A 19,444-nucleotide genomic window follows, 5' to 3' on the forward strand; every position below is an offset into this window, starting at 1 on the left:
AGAAGTCGGCGATTATTTAGTATGTGAAACTTGTTCGTAGTAACCGATCTTCTCGACTTTGGCCGTTGAACCGCCGCCTTCAAATTCTGAAGCCAACCAGGCGTTAACGATATTTTTCGCCAGCTCTGGACCAATCACGCGCGCGCCCATGGTCATGATCTGCGCGTTATTGCTTTTACGGGCACGCTCGGCGGAGAAGGTGTCGTGGCACTGAGCGGCGCGCACGCCTTCAACCTTATTCGCCACAATAGCAACACCGATACCGGTGCCGCACAGCAGGATGCCGCGCTCGAACTCATTTTTCTGAATGGCGGTGGCAAGAGCAAAAGCAACATCCGGGTACATAGGACGGTCGTTTTGCGCGTCATTGGTATAGTCCGTCACCTGAAAGTCTTTCTCTTCCAGCAATTTTTTAATGATGTTTTTCAATTCGATAGCCGCATCATCGGCGCCAATAGCGATTGTTTTCATCGTCGTTCTCCAGCAGGTTAGGTTCCTATGCCTGAACGTTTGTTACGTAGGCGATAAGATGTTCACTGACAGCCTGCCATAAATTCCATCATATGTTCAATGGTTGTTCATATGTTTTAAATGCTGATTGCCCATCCTCGCAGGTCAGAAACGCAGTCTCTGCGCTACTTTGCCGCTAATTTGCTGTATTCCTCCTATTTGGCACCAAAATCAAATCTCATGAGCAGGCTCACACTTTCATCATTTGCAGTTGAGAGATGCACAATTATCCGTGTAGTGTTCATTTGTTCGCATAACGATACCAATGTACAAGAAGACCCATCGAGGACTCGAACATGTGTCATTTAAAACGTACCTCTCAGTACACCTGCACCCAGCGCCACTTTGGCGGCTGGTCAACACCAATCAAAAGCTTTAACCACGCACGTCACGGAGGTGCGTTATGAGTCAGCAAAACATGACAGCGGTTGAAAAATCCGCTATCAGCAAAATCTCCTGGCGTCTGGTGCCCTTTGTGGCGCTGATGTTCTTTATCAACTTCCTTGACCGCACGGCGATTTCTTTTGCTGGCCCTAATGGCATGACCCAGGACCTTGGTCTGACGGGCGTTCAGTTTGGTCTGGCATCGGGCATCTTCTTTATCGGCTATATCCTGCTGGAAGTGCCAAGCAACCTGGCGCTGCATAAGTTTGGTGCGCGTCGCTGGCTGGCACGCATCATGATCAGCTGGGGTATCGTTTCATTGCTGTTCACCTGGGTGAGCAGTGTGGAAGGGCTCTATACGCTGCGTCTGCTGCTGGGTATCGCCGAAGCGGGCTTCTTCCCAGGCGCGATTCTGTACCTGAGCATGTGGGTGCCAGGCCGTCATCGCAGCAAAATTCTGTCACTGTTCTATCTGGCGCAGCCGCTGACCGTGGTGTTCGGTGCACCGCTGGCAGCCGGACTGATCGAACAGCACGGTCTGTTTGGCCTGGACGGCTGGCGCGTGATGTTCCTGGGGGTTTCCGTCCCGGCGATTCTGATCGGTATTGCAGCGTTGTTCTGGCTGGTGGATTCCCCACGCCAGGCCAAATGGCTGACAGCCGAAGAGAAAACCTGGCTGACTAACGAACTGGATGCCGAGCACCAGCAGAAGCAGGCTCAACAGAAACACAGCCTGCGTTCAGTGATGGGTAATGGCCGCGTGTGGATGCTGTGCCTGATCTACTTCGGCTTTATCTATGGTCTGTATGCGTTGGCCTTCTTCCTGCCAACCATTATTTCTGGCTTCCAGCAGCAGTTTGGCACCACCTTTAACGTGATGCAGAAAGGCTTAATTACCGGCGTGCCATACCTTATCGCGGCTGTCGTGATGTATTTCTGGTCGAAAGATGCCACTCGTCGCGGCTGCAAAACCTGGCACATTGCCATCCCGGCACTGGCGGGGGGTATCAGCGTGCCTCTGGCGCTGTATATGGACTCACCGTTCACCACCATCATGGTCATTGCTATTACAGCCAGCTCTATCTTCGCTGCCTTACCGAACTTCTGGACACTGCCTACGCAGTTCCTGACGGGCGCATCCGCTGCGGCGGCGATTGCATTGATTAATACCTTAGGAAACGTGGCGGGCTTCTCCGCGGGCTATATCACCGGCGCACTGCATGACGCCACCAACAGCTACGTCTTACCGATGTTCGTGGTCGGTGGATTCATGCTGCTGTCTGCTGTTCTCATGTTGTTACTTAACCGCCGCCGTCCGCAGTCTCAGCCGACCTCTATCGCACAGGAGCACTAAAATGACTTACCTGTTTAATCAACCTTCAGCTTTTGCTGCTGAACTCATTGAAGGCTTTGTCGCCGCCAACGCCGATAAAGTTCGTCAGGTTACCGGTGGTGTGGTGCGCAGCACGCGCAGCCAGCCCAATACTGTAGCGGTGATTGTGGGCGGCGGTTCCGGTCATTATCCGGCCTTCGCCGGGTTGGTTGGACAAGGTCTGGCACATGGCGCGGCAATGGGCAATCTCTTCGCTTCACCATCTGCCCAGCAGATTTACAACGTGGCACGTGCGGCGCATAACGGTGGGGGCGTGTTGTTGATGTTCGGAAACTATGCGGGTGACGTGTTGCACTTTGGCCAGGCTTGCGAACGCCTGCGTGCTGAAGGCATTGCCTGCGAGATTCTGGCGGTAACGGATGATATCTCCAGTGCAAGCAAAGACGAACTCGCGAAGCGCCGTGGCGTGGCCGGAGACTTATGCGTGTTCAAAGCCGCCTGTGCGGCAGCAGAAGCAGGTGATGATTTAGCTACTGTGCTGAAAAAATCACAGCATGCTAACGATCGGACTCGCACCTTTGGTGTGGCGTTCTCGGGCTGCACGCTGCCTGGTGCGTCCCATCCGCTGTTTGAAGTCGAAAAAGGGCGCATGGCGTTGGGATTAGGCATTCACGGTGAACCCGGTATCAGTGAAACCGCTGTACCGCGTGCAGATGAACTGGCCGAAATCTTTGTCGAGCGCCTGCTGAGTGAACTGCCTGTCGATATCCAGCAAATTGAAGGTCAGCGCGTGGCGGTGATCCTCAATGGTCTGGGATCGGTGAAGTATGAAGAACTGTTTGTGGTGTATCGCCGCGTCGCGCAATTGCTCGATGCGGCAGGATTGCAGGTGGTTGAGCCGGATGTGGGTGAGTTTGTCACCAGCTTTAATATGGCTGGTGTGTCACTGACCTTGATGTGGCTTGACGAAGAGCTGGAAAAACTGTGGTGCGCGCCGGCCAATGCCCCCGCATACCGTAAAGGCAGCGTGCTGATTGCGGAACCGCTGAGCGCGTCAGAGTGTGAAGAAAATAGCGAAGAAGCGTTGCCTCAGGCCTCTGTTGAGTCGCAGCAAAGCGCGAAGCGCGTGTTGCATACACTCGAAGCTGTTGCCGACCTGTTACAACGTAACGCTGGCAAGTTGGGTGATATCGATGCGGTGGCTGGAGATGGCGACCACGGCATTGGTATGGAGCGCGGTGTCCTTGGTGCCGTAGAAAAAGCGCGTGAAGTGGCTGCGCGTGGTGCGGGTGCGGGCAGCTTGCTGTGCCGTGCGGCAGATGCCTGGGCAGATAAAGCTGGCGGTACGTCAGGTGCGCTGTGGGGCGTAGCCTTGACGGCGCTGGGTACGGCAATTGGCGATCAGCAATCACCTAATGCCCAACGCGTTGCAACGGGCGTGCGCGAAGCCAAAGAGGGCATCATGCACTTTGGTAAAGCGAAAGTCGGCGATAAGACGATGGTGGATGTGCTGGTGCCATTCAGCGACAGCCTGAATGCCGCGGTTACTGAGGGTTCTTCACTCACCGAGGCATGGCTGGCTGCAGCAAAAATCGCGGACAAGGCAGCTCAGGATACTGCGCAACTGGTGCCTAAAATGGGCCGTGCGCGTCCCTTAGCCGAAAAAAGTGTGGGTACGCCTGATGCCGGTGCGATTTCGCTGGCGATGATCGTCAACACGGTCGGCGACCTGCTAAAAGAATACCGTGCCTCTCAGCAAGGAGCCTAATGATGTCTCAGCCTAAAATCTGGCTTGGCGTGAGCCTGAAAATGTACTTCGGCTACCAGCAAACGTTGGACTGGTGCCGCAAAGTGGCCGGATTGGCGCAGCTTCCGGCTGTCAAAAACGGCGACGTCGGTTTGTTTGTCTTACCGGCCTATCCGGCAATTCCGGCGGTTGCCGAGATTTTTTCCCGTACGTCAATACGTTTTGGCGGACAGGATGTCTGTCAGGCGGAAAACGGTGCCTGGACTGGCGAAGTCAGCGCCAGCATGTTGCAAGAGTTGGGCTGTTCCCTGGCTGAAATTGGTCATGCTGAGCGCCGTCGTCATTTTCATGAAGATAAAGCGCAAATCGCGGCCAAGGTGGCGATGTCACTGCGCCACGGTTTGACGCCGGTGCTGTGCATCGGAGAAGAGCAACAGGCTGAGCCGGAGCAGGCGATTGCACTGTGCGAACAGCAGCTCGCTGAAGCGCTGGCCGATGCCACTCAACAAGGGTTAAGCGGTGAAGTGTTCTTCGCCTATGAACCGCAATGGGCGATTGGCGCGCCGCAACCCGCTCCTGATAGCTACATTCGTGCAGTGTGCGCAGGCTTGCAGCAATTGAAAACGCCTGAAGACATTACCCTGAAGATTATCTACGGCGGCAGCGCGGGGCCGGGGCTGATTCAACGCCTGGGGGCAGACGTGAATGGTCTGTTCCTCGGTCGCTTTGCCCATGATCCCCATGCGCTGGCGCAAATTATTGAAGAAGCCGGCGTGCTGGCAAAGGAGATCCGTTAATGAGCCGTATCGGACTCAGTACTTATGCTTTTTTCTGGCGTATGTCCAGCAAAGTGCCGCATCCCCTGACGCTGGAGCAAATGCTGCAACAGACCGCAGAAATGGATGTGTCGGTATTCCAGATTTGTGACTATCCAGCGATAGAAAGTTGGTCTGACGAGCAGTTGCAGGCGCTACGTCAGCAGGCTGATACGCTGGGCATCACGCTTGAGCTGGGAACGCGAGGGTTGGGCACGGCCCATCTGCGTCGCTATTTGCACATGGCAAACATCCTTGATGCGCGTGTGGTGCGTTCGATGTTCTATACCGCCGATCATCGCCCGACACTGGATGAAGCGGCGGAATTGATTGGTGCGGTGTTGCCTGATTTCGCCCGCCAGCAAGTGCGTCTCTGCCTTGAGACGTATGAGCAGGTGAACAGCGGCGCCATGATGTCGGTGATCAATAAGTTTCTGTCACCGTGGCTGTGCGTCTGTCTGGACCCGGCAAACTGTGTTGCCGGACTGGAACTGCCGGAGCAGGTGATCGCCAATACCGCGGCACGCGTCGGCAATCTGCATATTAAAGATTTCGCCTTCACCCGTCGTGATGGCTGGGTCGGCTTTACCTTTGCCGGTTGCCCGATGGGCGAAGGGCTACTGGATTACGATCGGATGATCGCCAGCGTGCGCCCGGTCGAAAGAGAGATTAACCAAATCGTCGAACACTGGTTGCCGTGGCAGGACGATGCCGCGTTGACCTGCGAGCGAGAAGCCGAATGGACTCGCCGCACCGTTGAATTCTTACGTAGTAAACAAGATCAGGAGTAATACAGATGAGCAATGCATTGAAAACCATTACCGTGATTGGCGCGGGCGGCAAAATGGGTATGCGTATTTCTGCCAACTTCCAGAAAAGCGACTACCAGGTGTTTTACGTTGAGAACTCACCAAAAGCACAGGAACAAGTTACCGCTCAAGGCCGCGAGTTGTCTGATGCTGCCTCAGTGGTGCCGTTGAGTGACGTGGTGATTCTGGCGGTGCCAGATATCGTTTTGGGCAAAGTTTCAGAAGGTGTGGTACCGCAGATGAAAGCAGGCGCGATTCTGCTGACGCTGGACCCGGCTGCAGCCTACGCGAATCTGATTGCCCATCGTGAGGGTATTGAGTATGCGGTTGCGCATCCTTGCCATCCATCCGTGTTCCTGGAGCGCTACACCAAAGAAGAGCACGCTGATGCCTTCGGCGGCATTGCGGCTGTTCAGCACGTAGCGGCTTCCTATGAAACCGGCAGCGACGCACAGAAAGCCGAGCTCAGCAAAGTGATCAGCGTGATGTACGGCCCGGTGGAAGAAGTGCACTGGGTCACCGTGACGCAGCTGGCTTATCTGGAGCCAACGCTGGTAGAAACCGTGGCCTGTATGGTCGGTGCCTTTATGAAAGAAGCGCTGGATGAGACCGTGAAACACAGCGGTGTACCAGAAGAAGCCGCTAAAGCGATGCTGTATGGTCATATTCAGATCGCACTGGCCGTGGCCTTCCGTGCAACCAACCCGTTCTCTGATGCCTGCATGATCGCCATGGAGTACGGCCGTGAGAAAATTGTGAAGCCAGACTGGAAGCAGATCTTCGATCAGAAAGAGCTGGATATCGTGATTGCCCGCATGCTGAAAATCGACGCGATCAAGCGTTAAGCGTGATGTGGTCAACGACTCGCATCGTCGCTGTCTGGCGAAGCGAGTCGTATCAATGATATAACTCCTTCCTCAAATCAAGTGTCACGATACAAGACAGGTAACGGATGGAAAAAAACACGCTTTCTCAGGACTCCGAGCTGCTGACAGAAATTGCAGTGGCTTACTATCAGGACGAAATCACCCAGGAGGAGATTGCGCGTAAGTTTGGGATTTCCCGCATTAAGGTTGGACGCCTGCTCAAACGCGCGCGCGAAGAGGGCATCGTCGAAATTAATGTGCGCTACCATCCGGTGTTTAGTACGCGTCTTGAACAACAGCTGCAAAATCGTTTCCCGCAACTGCAACGCGCGTTGATCGCCCTGGACTCCCCCGATGATGAAGAACAGCGCCGTCAGGTGGCTGCGCTCGTCTCCGCGCATCTTGCCCAATCGCTGAAGGATAACGCAATTGTCGCGGTAGGACAGGGGCGTAATGTTGCCGCCGTCGCCGATTATCCCGGTCAGGTTCCTACGCGCAACTGCCTGTTTATCAGCGGGATCGGCGGTACCCATCGTCCCGGTGATGCGATTAATGCGGACCATATTAGCCGCCGTCTGGCGAAGAAGTTTGGTGGCATCAGTGAAACCCTGTATGCGCCGGCCTACGTCGAAAACCGCGGGTTGCGTGATGCCTTTATGCAAAATGGCACCATTAAAGAGACGCTCGACCGTGCACGTAAAGCCGATGTAGCCTTGGTCGGCATCGGGGATATGAATGAGAACAGTTATATGGTGAAACTGGGCTGGTTTACGCCGCACGAAATTATTGATGCGCACGTTAATCAGGGCGTGACAGGCGATGTTGCTGGCTATGACTTCTTTAATGCGCAGGGACAACATGTGGACACGGTGATGAACGACCGCGTGATTGGTCTCAGTATCGAAGAGTTACGTAAGATCCCCTGCGTGATTGCCATTGCCTCAGAGAATACCAAAGCGTTGGCGATTCTCGGCGCACTGCGCACCGGCGCGATCGATATTGTGGCGACCACTGCCCAGAATATCCGTACGATTTTGAGTATGTCGCAGTAATTTAGAATCACTGTTCGCTCAAGAGGGTTTATAAGATCTTAAATTAACGGCGATCATCGCCGTTAATAACAAGTTTTATAAACTTTTCTTGCAGTCGAATGCTGTCATTTTTTGTCAGTCACTCAATCGTCACTCCAGCTACATAAATCCTTCATTTCCCTACGCTAGCTTACCGCCATTCTGTTTTCAGGACTGCGGATGCATGAGCCATCTTTCTCTTCATCACATCACTAAAGCCTGGGGTGAAAAAATTGCCCTGGACAACATCAGTTTTGACGCTGCAGAAGGCAGCTTTGTCGCGCTTCTTGGCCCCTCTGGTTGTGGTAAATCGACACTGCTTCGCACCATCGCGGGACTGGAAACCGCAGACAGCGGTCAGATCCATTTTAAACACAGCGACATCACTCATTTGCCACCCTCACAGCGCAAGCTCTCAATGGTGTTTCAATCCTATGCGCTGTTTCCGCACCTCAACGTGCGGGAGAACCTGCTGTTTGGTTTGAAAGCGCGCGGCGAAGATAAGCAGACTTTCGCCTCGCGGCTTGATGATGTCAGCAAGTTGATGGAACTGGATAAACTGCTCGAACGCTTGCCCTCGCAACTCTCCGGCGGGCAGCAGCAACGCGTGGCGTTGGGTAGGGCGGTGATCGCCAATAACAATCTGTGTCTGATGGACGAACCGCTGTCCAATCTTGATGCCAAGCTGCGCCAAAGCATGCGTCGTGAAATCCGTGCGTTACAGAAGAAGCTGGGACTCACCATGCTGTATGTCACGCATGACCAGACAGAAGCGATGAGCATGGCTGACAGCATCATCTTGCTCAATGATGGCCAGATTGAACAGCACGGCACACCGAACGATCTCTATAACCATCCTGCCAGCATCTTTGCGGCACAATTTATTGGCGCGCCACCGATGAACATCCTGCCGCTGCATGCGAAAGGTGAGCATCACTATCTCAGCCATTTACAGACTCCGGTGGTGGAGCATTGCGATGTGGTCGCGCTGAGCCTCGGACTGCGTGCCGAAGATATCCAGCTTATTTCTCCCGCCAGTGCGGCACTGACTGCGCGCGTTGTCAGTTACGAATATATGGGGGCTGACACCTTACTGGCCTGCCAACTGGCTGGATTGAGCGAAGTGGTCACCGTCAAAGTGCCCGGTATGCAGCGCTATGACGAGGGCAGTCAGGTGGGATTGCAGTGGTCTGCCGCCCGCCAATACCTTTTTTCAACCACCAGTGGCAAACGCAGCACCTCCGCTGAACAACACATGTTTGCTTCACAGAATAAATACGCTGTTTAACCGTTGTTTTTCGCCCAAGGGAAAATCATGTCTGCGATCCGTTACTCACGTCTGGCCTCTGCTGTATTACTTTGCGTCACTGCCTCGGCCTTTGCGGCCGATCCTGTCAAACTGCAGATGTACTATCCGATCGCGGTGGGTGGCAAAGTCAGCCATACCGTTGACGCGCTGGTAGCTGATTTCGAAAAAGTGCATCCGGAAGTGAGCATTCAACCGGTATACACCGGTGACTACTCGACGACAGTCACCAAAGCACTGACCGCCTTCCGTGGCGGTAATGCGCCACAACTGGCGGTGATCGGTGACATCGAAGCCTATTCGCTGATCGATGCGGGCGCGATTGTTGCCGCCAGCGATCTGGCCACCGGTGATGAGGGTAAAAAGTGGATCGAAGGTTTCTATCCGGCTTTCCTGCGTCATATTGACGGCAAGGTCTGGGGCGTGCCATTCCAGCGATCGACTATCGTGATGTTCTGGAACAAGCAGGCGTTTGAGAAAGCCGGTCTGAATACTGACACTCCGCCTGCCAACTGGCAGCAAGTGGTCGATTTTGGTAAGAAGCTGACCATCAAAAATGGCAATGATGTGAGTCAGTGGGGCATCGAAATCCCCTCAACGCCAATTGGTTACTGGACCTTCCAGGGATTGTCTGCCACCAATGGCGGTCGCCTGGATAATGGCAAGGGCACTGCGGTCAATTTCAATACGCCAGGCAACATTGAGACCCTGCAGTGGCTGACCGACCTGGGTCAGAAAGAAGAAGTCTCGCCGAAAGGCGCAATCGCCTGGGGCACAACGCCGCAGGATTTCATCAGCGGGAAAACCGCCATGATGGTGACGACTACTGGCAATCTGACCAACGTGCGTGATAACGCTAAATTCCCGTTTGGCGTGGCAATGCTGCCAGAGAAAACCCAGCGCGGCAGCCCAACCGGGGGTGGCAACCTTTACGTCTTCAAAAATGGTTCACCTGAGCAGCAAAAAGCAGCGATGGCGTTTATCCGTTGGGTGACGTCGCCTGAACAGGCTGCACGTTGGAGTATCGCAACAGGTTACGTCGCAACGTCTCCAGCTGCATGGGACACCGCTGTGATGAAGGATTACGTAAAACAGGTACCTCAGGCACTGGTAGCACGTGAACAGTTGAAATATGCCCAGCCAGAACTCTCTACTTATAACAGCGTGCAGATTCAGGATGCACTCAATCACGCAGTAGAAGCCGCAGTGACGCAGGCCAAAACCCCTGCTGAAGCGCTGGAAGGTGCGCAGAAGCAAGCCGATCGCCTGTTAAAATCGTATCAGTAACGGAAGCGCTATGAGCACGACTCTCACCAGTACGCCGCTGCATCGCCCGCGTTTATGGTCGATGCAACTTTATGGATATCTGTTAATTCTACCGGCGCTGTGTTTTTTGCTGCTGTTCACTCACTATCCAGCGGTAGCAACCGTTTGGGAGAGTCTGTTCAGTGCTTCGCGGAGTAACCATCCAGCCCATTTTGTCGGGCTGGATAATTACCTGGCCTTGCTGGATGACGATATTTTCATCCAGTCACTGTGGAACAATCTGCTGTATGCGCTGATCACCATTCCTCTGGCCGTCATTCTTGCCTTGCTGATGGCGCTGGCGGTGAATCGGCGGCTGGCGGGCAACTCACTGGTGCGTGCTGCGTTCTTTATTCCTTCGCTGCTGCCCATGATTGCCATCGCGAATCTGTGGCTGTTTTTCTATACACCTCAGTTAGGATTACTCAATAAGTTGCTGGCGCTGTTTTCGTTGCCTGCGGTGAACTGGCTTGGTGAACCTGGTACATCTCTATATTGCTTGATGGCAGTGTCGGTGTGGCGTGAGGCGGGATTCTTTATGATCTTTTATCTTGCCGCACTGCAGCAGATCGATCCGCGTCTCAGTGAAGCCGCAGAGATTGAAGGGGCGTCGCGCGGGTATTTTTTCCGACGCGTGCAGTGGCCACTGCTGATGCCCACCACGCTGTTTGTGTTGATCAATGCATCGATGAATGCCTTCCGCATTGTTGATCAGGTCATTGCGATGACCAACGGCGGGCCTAACAACAGCAGTAGTTTGCTGCTGTTCTATATCTATCGCACCGCGTTCAGCTTCTGGGATATGCCAGCCGCTGCTGCGATGACTGTAGTGCTACTGGTGATTCTGGCGGCGATTGCGCTGATTAAATTTAACCTGCTGGACAAGCGAGCTCACTATCAATGAAGAAGACAGATTCGTTGGGTGGCAAGTGTTTGAACCTGGTCATTTGGCTGGCCGCGCTACTGTGGTTTCTGCCGATACTGGTGGCATTATGGGTGGCAATTCATCCCGCCTCGGAACAGGCCAGTTTCTCGCTATTATCCCCTCTGACATTTGATAACTTTATCAATGCGTGGCATGCCGCACCTTTTGCGCGCTACTTCCTCAATACCACGCTGCTGGTAATGATGATTGTGGTGGTGCAACTGATTCTGGCAACCATGGCGGCATACGCACTGGTGCGCTTCAAAATGAAGCTCTCAGGTTTTATCTTCGCGCTGATTTTGCTGCAACTCATGATCAGCCCCGATGTATTGATTCTGAATAACTACAAAACCATCGGCGCGCTGGGTTTACGCGATACGCTAACCGGCATTGCTCTCCCGTATTTTGCCTCTGCTTTTGCTATTTTTCTGCTGCGTCAGACGTTCAAAGGCATCCCGCTGGTGCTGGAAGAGGCGGCGATAGTGGAGGGGGCGAGTCGCTTTTATATTCTGCGTACAATCTATATGCCGTTGGCAAAGCCTATTTATATCGCCTTTGCTCTGGTGTCGATCAGTTTCCACTGGAATGATTTCCTGTGGCCGTTAGTGATTACCGACTCGGTTAATGTGCGACCACTGACCGTGGGATTACAGTTATTTTCCGCGCCGGAGCAGGGCGTGCAGTGGGCGCTAATTGGTGCGGCGACGCTGATGACCAGCTTGCCATTGCTGGTGCTGTTCCTGATTTTTCAGCGTCAATTTATTCAGTCATTTATGCGTGCCGGTATTCGCTAAGGAGTGCTTTCCGTGACAAATCCGCATCCATTAACCTCATTACAGCGCGAACTGTTGGGTGATGTTGCCGAACTCTATGCCATGCCTGATTTGCGAGCTAATCCATTAAACAGCACGCTGCGCTTTGGCCTGATTGCCGATCCGCAGTATGCCGATGTGGCCCCGAATATCGCCAAAAATCTTTACTATCGGCACGCGCTGCAAAAGCTGCCGCAAGCGATAGCGGCACTGAATCAACAGCCTCTGGATTTTGTCGTCACGTTGGGGGATATCGTGGACCGCGGTTGGGAGAGCTATAGCGCTATTTTGCCGCTGTACGATCGGCTGGAGCACCCGCACGCGGTGGTGTTGGGTAATCATGATGCTCAGACCATTGCGCAGCATCTTCGCACTCGTGCGGCCTTGCCGAAAAGCTATTACGCATTTCGCTTCAGCGGGTGGCGTTTTATTGTTTATGACGGAAATGATGTCAGTCTCTACTGCAATGCGTTGAATGGCGATGATTATTATCAAGCCGAGACCTTGCTGGCTGAGTTACAGTCGCAACGACAACCGCAGGCCCAGCCGTGGAATGGTGCTGTAGGGCAGCAGCAATTAACGTGGATTGAGCAGCAGCTCATTGAAGCGCAGTTGCAGGGCGAAAATGTTGGGGTATTTGGCCACTATCCGCTGGCGCCACTGACGAAACATACCCTGATGAACAGCAGTGTGCTGGTGGAACTTCTGACTAGTTACAACATACGTTTCTGCTTCTCTGGCCATGACCATCGCGGCAACGTTGCTCGTATCGGTAAGACAGGCTTTTATACCATGAAAGGGATGCTGGATGACCCCAGCAACGTCCCGTTTGCCGTTGTGGAAATAAGCGAAGAACGGGTAAGTATTAGCGGATTTGGGGGTGAAATCAGCCGGGCGTGATGCGCGCCCGGCCCCTACAATTATTCACCTTGCTGCTGCCGGCGTCTGGCGATCTCTTCTGCTCGCTGCAATAACTGCTGCAAATCATCCTCATCAATGCGCTGATGGTTAACAGTGGCTTACACAACGTCTAAGGTTGCTGTATAGTCCGTTTTTTTTCGGAGGATCCATGCTGCCCAACTCATCCACGCGCCTGAACAAATATATCAGCGAGAGCGGAATCTGCTCACGCCGTGACGCCGATCGCTACATCGAACAAGGCAACGTTTTTATTAACGGTAAACGCGCCACCGTGGGTGCGCAGGTGTTCGCCGGGGATGAGGTGAAGGTTAACGGGCAGTTGATCGAACCGCGCAACGAAGAAGACCTGGTACTGATCGCGCTTAACAAACCGGTGGGCATTATTACCACCATGGAAGAAGGCGAGCGCGATAATATTGGTGATTTCGTTAACCACAGTAAACGCGTGTTCCCGATTGGGCGCCTGGACAAAGATTCGCAGGGCCTGATTTTCCTGACCAACCACGGTGATTTGGTCAATAAAATCCTGCGTGCGGGCAATAATCACGAAAAAGAGTACGTGGTCACGGTTGATAAACCTATCACCGATGAATTTATCGCCGGGATGGCAGCCGGTGTGCCGATGCTGGGTACGGTGACCAAAAAATGCAAAGTGAAGAAAGAGTCGACCTTTGTGTTCCGCATTATTTTGGTACAGGGTTTAAATCGCCAGATACGCCGTATGACCAAGCATTTTGGTTTTGAAGTGACCAAACTTGAGCGCACGCGCATCATGAACGTCAGCCTCAAGGGGATTCCGCTGGGTGAGTGGCGCGATCTTACTGATGATGAGCTGATTGACTTATTTAAGCTGATTGAAGACTCCTCTTCAGAAGATCAAAAAACACAGAAAAGTCAGGCCAAGAAGAAACCGTCCACGGCGGCGAAGAAACCGGCCTCTAACGGACCTAAACAGAGCGAGAAAGCGGCGGGCAAGCCTGCTGGACGTCAGCGCTTCACCCAACCTGGTCGTAAAAAGAAAGGGCGCTAGTTTCTCAGTGTTATTTGATTGAATACATAAACCCGGAACAGTAATTATAAACACCTCACTATTTGTTCCGGGTTTATGCCTCCATACTTTTCATAACAAAGGAGGAAACAATGAATAACGCACAATGGTTAAAAGAAATGCAATGCCTCTACGCGGTTCAACCACGGCCCGCTTGGGTTCCACGCCTGTTTTGGCTCTCCACCCAGCAGCGCATTAAAATCTTATCTGAACTGCTGATGCCACAGACCAAACAACAGTGAATGTCGATTAAGCCAGTTGTTGCTTCAGGATCAACTGGCTTTCATCGCTGCTAACCGGCAACCTTGATCACCGTTTTGCCGAAGTTCTTACCTTTCAGCATATCGAAAAACGCCTGCGGCGCATTCTCCAGGCCTTCAATCATGTGTTCGCGATAGTGAATTTTTTTCTGCTCAACTAAAGGCGTCATCGCCTGTAGAAATTCCGGATATCGATCACCGTAATCCTGAAAAATGATGAATCCCTGCAGGCGGATGCGGCGTTTTAATATGCTGCCGAGGATCTGTGGGGTGCGATCGGGGCCTTCCGTCGGAGCGTTACGAGTGTTGTAAGTCGAAACCAGCCCACAAACTGGTACGCGCGCAGCGGTATTAAGTAACGGGAAGACCGCATCAAACACTTTACCGCCAACGTTTTCAAAATAGATATCGATGCCATCAGGACAAGCAGCTGCCAACTGCTCAGCGAAATCATCTCGATAATGATCAAGGCAGGCCGAGAAACCGAGGGTTTCAATTGCGTAGCGGCACTTCTCTTCACCACCCGCCACACCCACTACATGGCAGCCTTTTAATTTCCCAAGCTGTCCAACGGTGGCGCCAACGGGTCCGGTTGCCGCCGCCACCACCAATGTTTCACCGGCTTTGGGTTGTCCAATGTCCATTAGCCCCATATACGCGGTAAATCCGGGCATACCCAGAATCCCTAACGCCCAGGAAGGATGGGGAAGGTCGCCGATTTTGCTCACGCCACTGCCATCGGACACGGCATAACTCTGCCAGCCGCTGCCTGCCACGACCCAATCGCCAACGTTGAAATCAGGATGCAGTGATTCCGTCACCTGAGACACTGTGCCGCCCACCATAGGTTGGTCGAGTTGCGCCGGAGCCGCATAAGACTTGCTGTCATCCATGCGTCCACGCATGTAAGGGTCAAGTGACAAATACGTGGTACGCAGCAGCATCTCACCCTGTTTTAAGGCAGGGATGGGCTGTTCAACTAGCCTGAAATTCTCTTTTGTCGGTTCGCCGTGAGGGCGTGAGGCGAGTAGCCAAGCGTGACTGACCTGTGTTGGTTGTGGCATGTAAACCTCATTGTAGTGTTCGATAAGGCAAGTGTAGTTGATGCAAAGTCAGATCGTAATGTTGCCATATAATAACAAAAGGTTCATTATTGGCTTTATGTTGCTATATAACAACATTTGAGGGCCTATGTTGCCAGGTATGCGTGAAATCGGGAAGAAGTGCCAAGAGAAGCGAAAGGCCAACGGCTGGACACAAGCCACAGCTGGAGCCTATGCGGGGATACACCGAACGGTTATCTCTCAGATAGAAAATGGCCTTTACTCAGGATCTTTGAAAGTATTGACCTTATACCTCAATACACTTGGGTTAAAGCTTACCGTGCAGTCAGCGGGCATTCCGCAGTTAGATGAACTAGAGGCGTTGTTTAGCGATGACTGATGATGTAAAACGCCCAAAAAAACGCAAGACAGATTCCTTACTCTGAACACACTGGGAAACATCATTCTTCCCAGTGAGCCAGCGCACAAACCCACACTAAACTTCTCTACGCCAAATTTCATAACTCATTGAATAACTTCAAGGCTTGTACAAGCGCACAGCCGGTCTCAGGCAATCTCACATAACGGCTTTTAAATCAGCTGACTATACCTATTGCGGTGCCAATACCGGTGCGTGGAGAGGATGAAATGAAGAAAGCTTTACAGGCCGCGACTATATTGGCGGCGATGACGCTCAGCACACCATTGCTGGCTAAAACCTTTGTCTATGTTTCAGAAGCGGATGACGGCACTATCGCGCGTTATGACTTGAATGAACAAACTGGCGCACTGCAGCTGCTTGGTCGTACGCCAGCAGGGGGCAAAGTCATGCCGATGGCGCTCAGCGCTGACCAGCAGCATTTATACGCCGCTATTCGCAGTAAGCCGTTAAAACTGGTGAGCTGGCACATCGATCACGTAACGGGCGATCTCAGTAAAACCGGCGAAGTGGCTGCTGCAGCCAGCTATCCCTATATCAGCACCGACAAACAAGGGCGTTTTTTACTCGGTGCCTCTTATGACGGCGATGTAGTGCATGTCTATCGCCTGGCAAAAGATGGCAAGGTCATTGCGCCACCGGTGGGCAGTTATAAAACGGGCCATGCAGCGCATTCCGTGATTGTTGATGATGCCGGGCAAACCGCTTATGTCGGCAATCTCGGTACCGATCGCGTGCTGCAGTTAAAACTGAGTGCCGAGGGTGAACTCAGCGCGCTGGCTAATGGTTACGTCAAAACTGAAGCAGAAAACGGCCCACGTCACTCGGTGCTATCACCGGACCAACGATACCTCTATAACGTGGGTGAAATGGGCGGCATCATCACGCAGTTCCGCCGTAATGAGCAGGGTGAGCTGTCGAAAGTCGGTGAAACACCTAATGCTGTGGCCGCAGAGTATAAATTGCAACACGGTCGCGAACGTCCAGCTGGATACAGTGACACCAAGCCACGTATTTGGTCGGCGGATATTCATCTCACTCCCAACGGGCGTTTTCTCTATGTCAGCGAACGTACCAGTAGCACCTTAACCGGGTATCGAGTGAATAGCGCGGATGGAAAACTCACGCTGATTGGCAGTTGGCCAGTAGAAAAACAGCCACGTAGCTTTGCGATTACCCAGGATGGGCGTTGGCTTGTTGCCAGCGGTGAGAAAAGTCAGGTGACCGGCAGTTACGCCATCGATGCCGAAAGCGGGGCGCTAAAACGCGTTGGTGAAGCACCGGCAGGCGGCGATGCGAACTGGGTGACAGTAGTCAGTGACTGAATGGCGATTCCGCGATGATCTGGCGCAGCAAACCGTGCCAGATTGCGCGAAATGTTTTTATGGAGCCGTTGTTATTGCTAGGGTTATTTTTAAAAGTGTGATCCAGAACACATTTATGGCTCTGATAACAGTCAGAACTAAAAAGCCTATATAAATCAGCGGATTTTCCAATAATTAGTGTTTTTTAGATTGAAGAACATAAGTAAACCTTAATAATTATCCTGATATCGATTGCAAGGTTAAAACACCATTTTCGATGATGTAATAATTTGACATATTTATCGCCGTGAGCAGAAATATTATTCTGTCAGGATACGCCGCACTTAAGCTGGTTTGGTCTCAATACTGTCATGCCGTGGTTTTCAAAAAACGCCGTTTTTTTTGCTGTAAAAACCTGTCTGGCTGCCTTTCTGGCACTGTATCTTTCACTGGAACTCAATCTGGATAAACCAGCTTGGGCGATTACCACCGTATTTATTGCCTCCCAACTCTACTCGGCGTCGACGATTTCTAAATCGTTGTTCCGTATGCTTGGCACCTTGCTGGGTGGTGTATTTGTCTTCTTTGTGTTCCCGCTCACCGTTGAACATCCGCTGCTGTTTAGCCTGTGTATTTCGCTGTGGGTGAGTGTCTGTCTCTATTTGTCGTTGCATGACCGCACGCCCAAAAGCTATGTCTTTATGCTGGCCGGCTACAGTGCCGCCATCATGGGTTTTCCTGAAGTCATGACGCCGATGGCGATCACTAATACCGTGTTATCCCGTATCGAAGAGATTGCCGTGGGTACGCTGTGCAGCAGCCTGGTACATGCCTTACTGTTCCCGGTCTCGATGCGCAGTTTGCTGGAGCAGAGCGTCAGCCAGTGGTATCTCAATGCGCGCAAGCTCTGCAACGACCTGTTCTCAGGAATTCCCAGCGATAAATCACCAGAGCGCGATGAGATTCTGACGCGCATGGCCACTAATCCCCAGCAGGTGGAAATGCTGATCACCCACTGTGTGTATGAAGGTGATGCAGCAAGGCGATTGATCCGTCTTGTTAGCGTGCAGTATCAGCATCTGTCCTATTTGATCCCAACCCTGACGGCGATTGAAATGCGCCTGCAGCGGTTGTCGGCGCAGCAGATTGCGTTCCCAGACAACGTAGCCGTGGCTTTCAGGCTGTTTTTGCATTGGCTCAACGATGGTGAAGCGGTGGGCGAAACCAACGGTATTCAACTGGAACTCAGCCGTTGCCAGAGTGATATCAACGCCGCCTGGCGCAACGGTGAATTGCCGATTGAACACTGCATGCTGTTAACCGGGCTACTGGAGCGCATGGCCGATTTCGTGCGCATTGCCGGTGCTTATCAAAGTGTTGGCGGGCTAGTCAGCGATCTCTCAGGAGATACCACGCCAGCTCGCGGCAAGCGAACCCATCGCTTCTATGATAAAGGGCTGATACGGCTGTCTGCATTAACGGCTTTTTGCGCCATCTTTGGATCATGCCTGCTGTGGATCGGCACGGGTTGGCATGATGGTGCTTCCGCACCGGTGATGGCAGCGATCTTAAGTTCGCTGTTCGCCAGCATGGACACTCCGCTAACCTCGATGAAGTTATTTGTGCGGGGTGTCATCGTCGCCATTTTTATCAGCGTAATTTACGTGGCGTTATTGATACCGCAGGCGACCTCGTTTGAAGCATTGATCATTTGTCTCGCGCCGGGATTATTAGTGTTAGGGCTGATGATTGCGCGCCCCTCAACCAACATGATTGGGATTAGCGTGGCAATTCAAATCCCCGGCTTTATCGGTTTAGGGCATCATCTTAAGCCTGACTTGGTTCTGTTGGTCAACAATGCCATCGCTTCTTTAACAGGCGTACTGTTCGCTGTCATTGTCACGGTACTAATGCGTAACAAACGGCCGTCCTGGACGGCGCGACGTGCAGTGCGTCAGGGATTACGCGAGCTGCTGCGTTTCATTAAAGAGCTGGAACGTAATGGTTCGTCGCTGCTTGGACGGCAACGATTTATCAGCCTGATGTTGGACAAGGTCAATGTGGTTCTACCACGCCTGCGACTCGATCCGCAGCCCGACATGTCAACTGCTGGCATGTTACTCACCGAGGTTTGGTTGGGGGTAAACAGTTTCGATTATTACGCACGCCATAAAGATCTGTTGGCTAAATACCAGTTGGACAGTGGCCAGATGTTTCATGAGCTGGCACTGTTTCTTAAACGTCGTCTCAAATCTTTGCAAACCCCGCCGCACCAGGATCTGCTGGATGAATTGGATCTTCTACTGTTATTGCTGGAGAGGCTGGCGAAACGCGATGACAGCTTGCTGACGCCACTTTTCCATCTGTTCAGCATCCGGCTTTATCTGTTCCCGCAACAGCCGTGGCCGGTGGCAACGCCACGCCAAATCGAGATGATGCAACTGCAGGACTATCGCCAGCGCGCCTACTAAGCGATAAACGCAGCAGCGACACAACCAGGCTATATACTTGTTCCCGTGACTGATTTTTTCATCAACAGGAGTGAAT

The 19,444-nt window shown here is 52.6% G+C and carries 18 protein-coding genes; 16 read left to right on the forward strand and 2 right to left on the reverse strand.

What is annotated here, in order from left to right:
- Window positions 1-12: 12 nt before the first annotated feature.
- Window positions 13-471 carry an RpiB/LacA/LacB family sugar-phosphate isomerase gene (locus QMZ30_RS16055; protein ID WP_039328632.1) on the reverse strand — a complete coding sequence of 153 codons (459 nt, stop codon included), beginning with the start codon at window positions 469-471 and terminating at the stop codon, window positions 13-15.
- Window positions 472-913: 442 nt separating this feature from the next.
- Here QMZ30_RS16055 and QMZ30_RS16060 point away from each other — a divergent pair, with 442 nt between their 5' ends.
- The 13 genes from QMZ30_RS16060 to QMZ30_RS16120 all read left to right on the forward strand — a co-directional run bounded on the left by QMZ30_RS16060 (window position 914) and on the right by QMZ30_RS16120 (window position 14,093).
- Window positions 914-2,248 carry an MFS transporter gene (locus tag QMZ30_RS16060; protein WP_283228140.1) on the forward strand — a complete coding sequence of 445 codons (1,335 nt, stop codon included), beginning with the start codon at window positions 914-916 and terminating at the stop codon, window positions 2,246-2,248.
- A gap of 1 nt (window position 2,249) precedes the next feature.
- Entirely contained in the window at window positions 2,250-3,995 is a 1,746-nt protein-coding gene (locus QMZ30_RS16065; protein ID WP_283228141.1) for a dihydroxyacetone kinase family protein, read from the forward strand.
- 2 nt (window positions 3,996-3,997) lie between these two features.
- Window positions 3,998-4,771 carry a triose-phosphate isomerase family protein gene (locus QMZ30_RS16070; protein WP_283228142.1) on the forward strand — a complete coding sequence of 258 codons (774 nt, stop codon included), beginning with the start codon at window positions 3,998-4,000 and terminating at the stop codon, window positions 4,769-4,771.
- Window positions 4,771-5,580: a sugar phosphate isomerase/epimerase family protein gene (locus QMZ30_RS16075; RefSeq protein ID WP_283228143.1), complete on the forward strand. Its 810-nt coding sequence runs from the start codon at window positions 4,771-4,773 to the stop codon at window positions 5,578-5,580. The genes QMZ30_RS16070 and QMZ30_RS16075 overlap by 1 nt, the downstream gene beginning before the upstream one ends.
- A gap of 5 nt (window positions 5,581-5,585) precedes the next feature.
- Window positions 5,586-6,443: a phosphogluconate dehydrogenase C-terminal domain-containing protein gene (locus tag QMZ30_RS16080; protein ID WP_039328639.1), complete on the forward strand. Its 858-nt coding sequence runs from the start codon at window positions 5,586-5,588 to the stop codon at window positions 6,441-6,443.
- 107 nt (window positions 6,444-6,550) lie between these two features.
- A complete protein-coding gene (locus tag QMZ30_RS16085) occupies window positions 6,551-7,516 on the forward strand; it encodes a sugar-binding transcriptional regulator (RefSeq protein ID WP_283228144.1) in 966 nt (321 codons plus the stop codon).
- Between the two features lie 202 nt (window positions 7,517-7,718).
- The gene (locus QMZ30_RS16090) at window positions 7,719-8,822 is read left to right on the forward strand and encodes an ABC transporter ATP-binding protein (RefSeq protein WP_283228145.1); all 1,104 of its coding nucleotides are present in this window, start codon (window positions 7,719-7,721) and stop codon (window positions 8,820-8,822) included.
- Between the two features lie 27 nt (window positions 8,823-8,849).
- On the forward strand, window positions 8,850-10,127 hold the full coding sequence (locus QMZ30_RS16095) for an ABC transporter substrate-binding protein (protein WP_283228146.1): 1,278 nt from the start codon (window positions 8,850-8,852) through the stop codon (window positions 10,125-10,127).
- Window positions 10,128-10,137: 10 nt separating this feature from the next.
- Window positions 10,138-11,049, forward strand: coding sequence for a carbohydrate ABC transporter permease (locus QMZ30_RS16100; RefSeq protein WP_283228147.1), 912 nt, complete (start codon window positions 10,138-10,140; stop codon window positions 11,047-11,049).
- A complete protein-coding gene (locus QMZ30_RS16105; protein ID WP_283228148.1) occupies window positions 11,046-11,864 on the forward strand; it encodes a carbohydrate ABC transporter permease in 819 nt (272 codons plus the stop codon). Before QMZ30_RS16100 ends, QMZ30_RS16105 begins: the two co-directional genes overlap by 4 nt.
- A 12-nt stretch (window positions 11,865-11,876) precedes the next feature.
- A complete protein-coding gene (locus QMZ30_RS16110; RefSeq protein ID WP_283228149.1) occupies window positions 11,877-12,782 on the forward strand; it encodes a metallophosphoesterase in 906 nt (301 codons plus the stop codon).
- A gap of 169 nt (window positions 12,783-12,951) precedes the next feature.
- Complete coding sequence (gene rluF / locus QMZ30_RS16115; protein ID WP_283228150.1) at window positions 12,952-13,833, forward strand: 23S rRNA pseudouridine(2604) synthase RluF; 882 nt, start codon at window positions 12,952-12,954, stop codon at window positions 13,831-13,833.
- 110 nt (window positions 13,834-13,943) lie between these two features.
- Window positions 13,944-14,093, forward strand: a complete 150-nt coding sequence (locus QMZ30_RS16120; RefSeq protein ID WP_283228151.1) for a hypothetical protein — start codon at window positions 13,944-13,946, stop codon at window positions 14,091-14,093.
- Window positions 14,094-14,143: 50 nt separating this feature from the next.
- Here QMZ30_RS16120 and curA read toward each other — a convergent pair whose 3' ends face one another.
- Window positions 14,144-15,175: an NADPH-dependent curcumin/dihydrocurcumin reductase gene (gene curA / locus QMZ30_RS16125; protein ID WP_283228152.1), complete on the reverse strand. Its 1,032-nt coding sequence runs from the start codon at window positions 15,173-15,175 to the stop codon at window positions 14,144-14,146.
- A gap of 139 nt (window positions 15,176-15,314) precedes the next feature.
- On the opposite strand from curA, the gene QMZ30_RS16130 reads away from it, so the two are divergent.
- The 3 genes from QMZ30_RS16130 (at window position 15,315) to QMZ30_RS16140 (ending at window position 19,368) form a co-directional block, all read left to right on the forward strand.
- Entirely contained in the window at window positions 15,315-15,554 is a 240-nt protein-coding gene (locus tag QMZ30_RS16130) for a helix-turn-helix domain-containing protein (RefSeq protein WP_283228223.1), read from the forward strand.
- Window positions 15,555-15,802: 248 nt separating this feature from the next.
- On the forward strand, window positions 15,803-16,918 hold the full coding sequence (locus tag QMZ30_RS16135; RefSeq protein WP_283228153.1) for a lactonase family protein: 1,116 nt from the start codon (window positions 15,803-15,805) through the stop codon (window positions 16,916-16,918).
- Window positions 16,919-17,268: 350 nt separating this feature from the next.
- Window positions 17,269-19,368, forward strand: coding sequence for an FUSC family protein (locus QMZ30_RS16140; RefSeq protein WP_283228154.1), 2,100 nt, complete (start codon window positions 17,269-17,271; stop codon window positions 19,366-19,368).
- The last annotated feature ends 76 nt before the right edge of the window (window positions 19,369-19,444 follow it).

Source organism: Pantoea sp. EA-12 (genome assembly GCF_030053355.1).
Lineage (GTDB): Bacteria > Pseudomonadota > Gammaproteobacteria > Enterobacterales > Enterobacteriaceae > Pantoea > Pantoea vagans_C.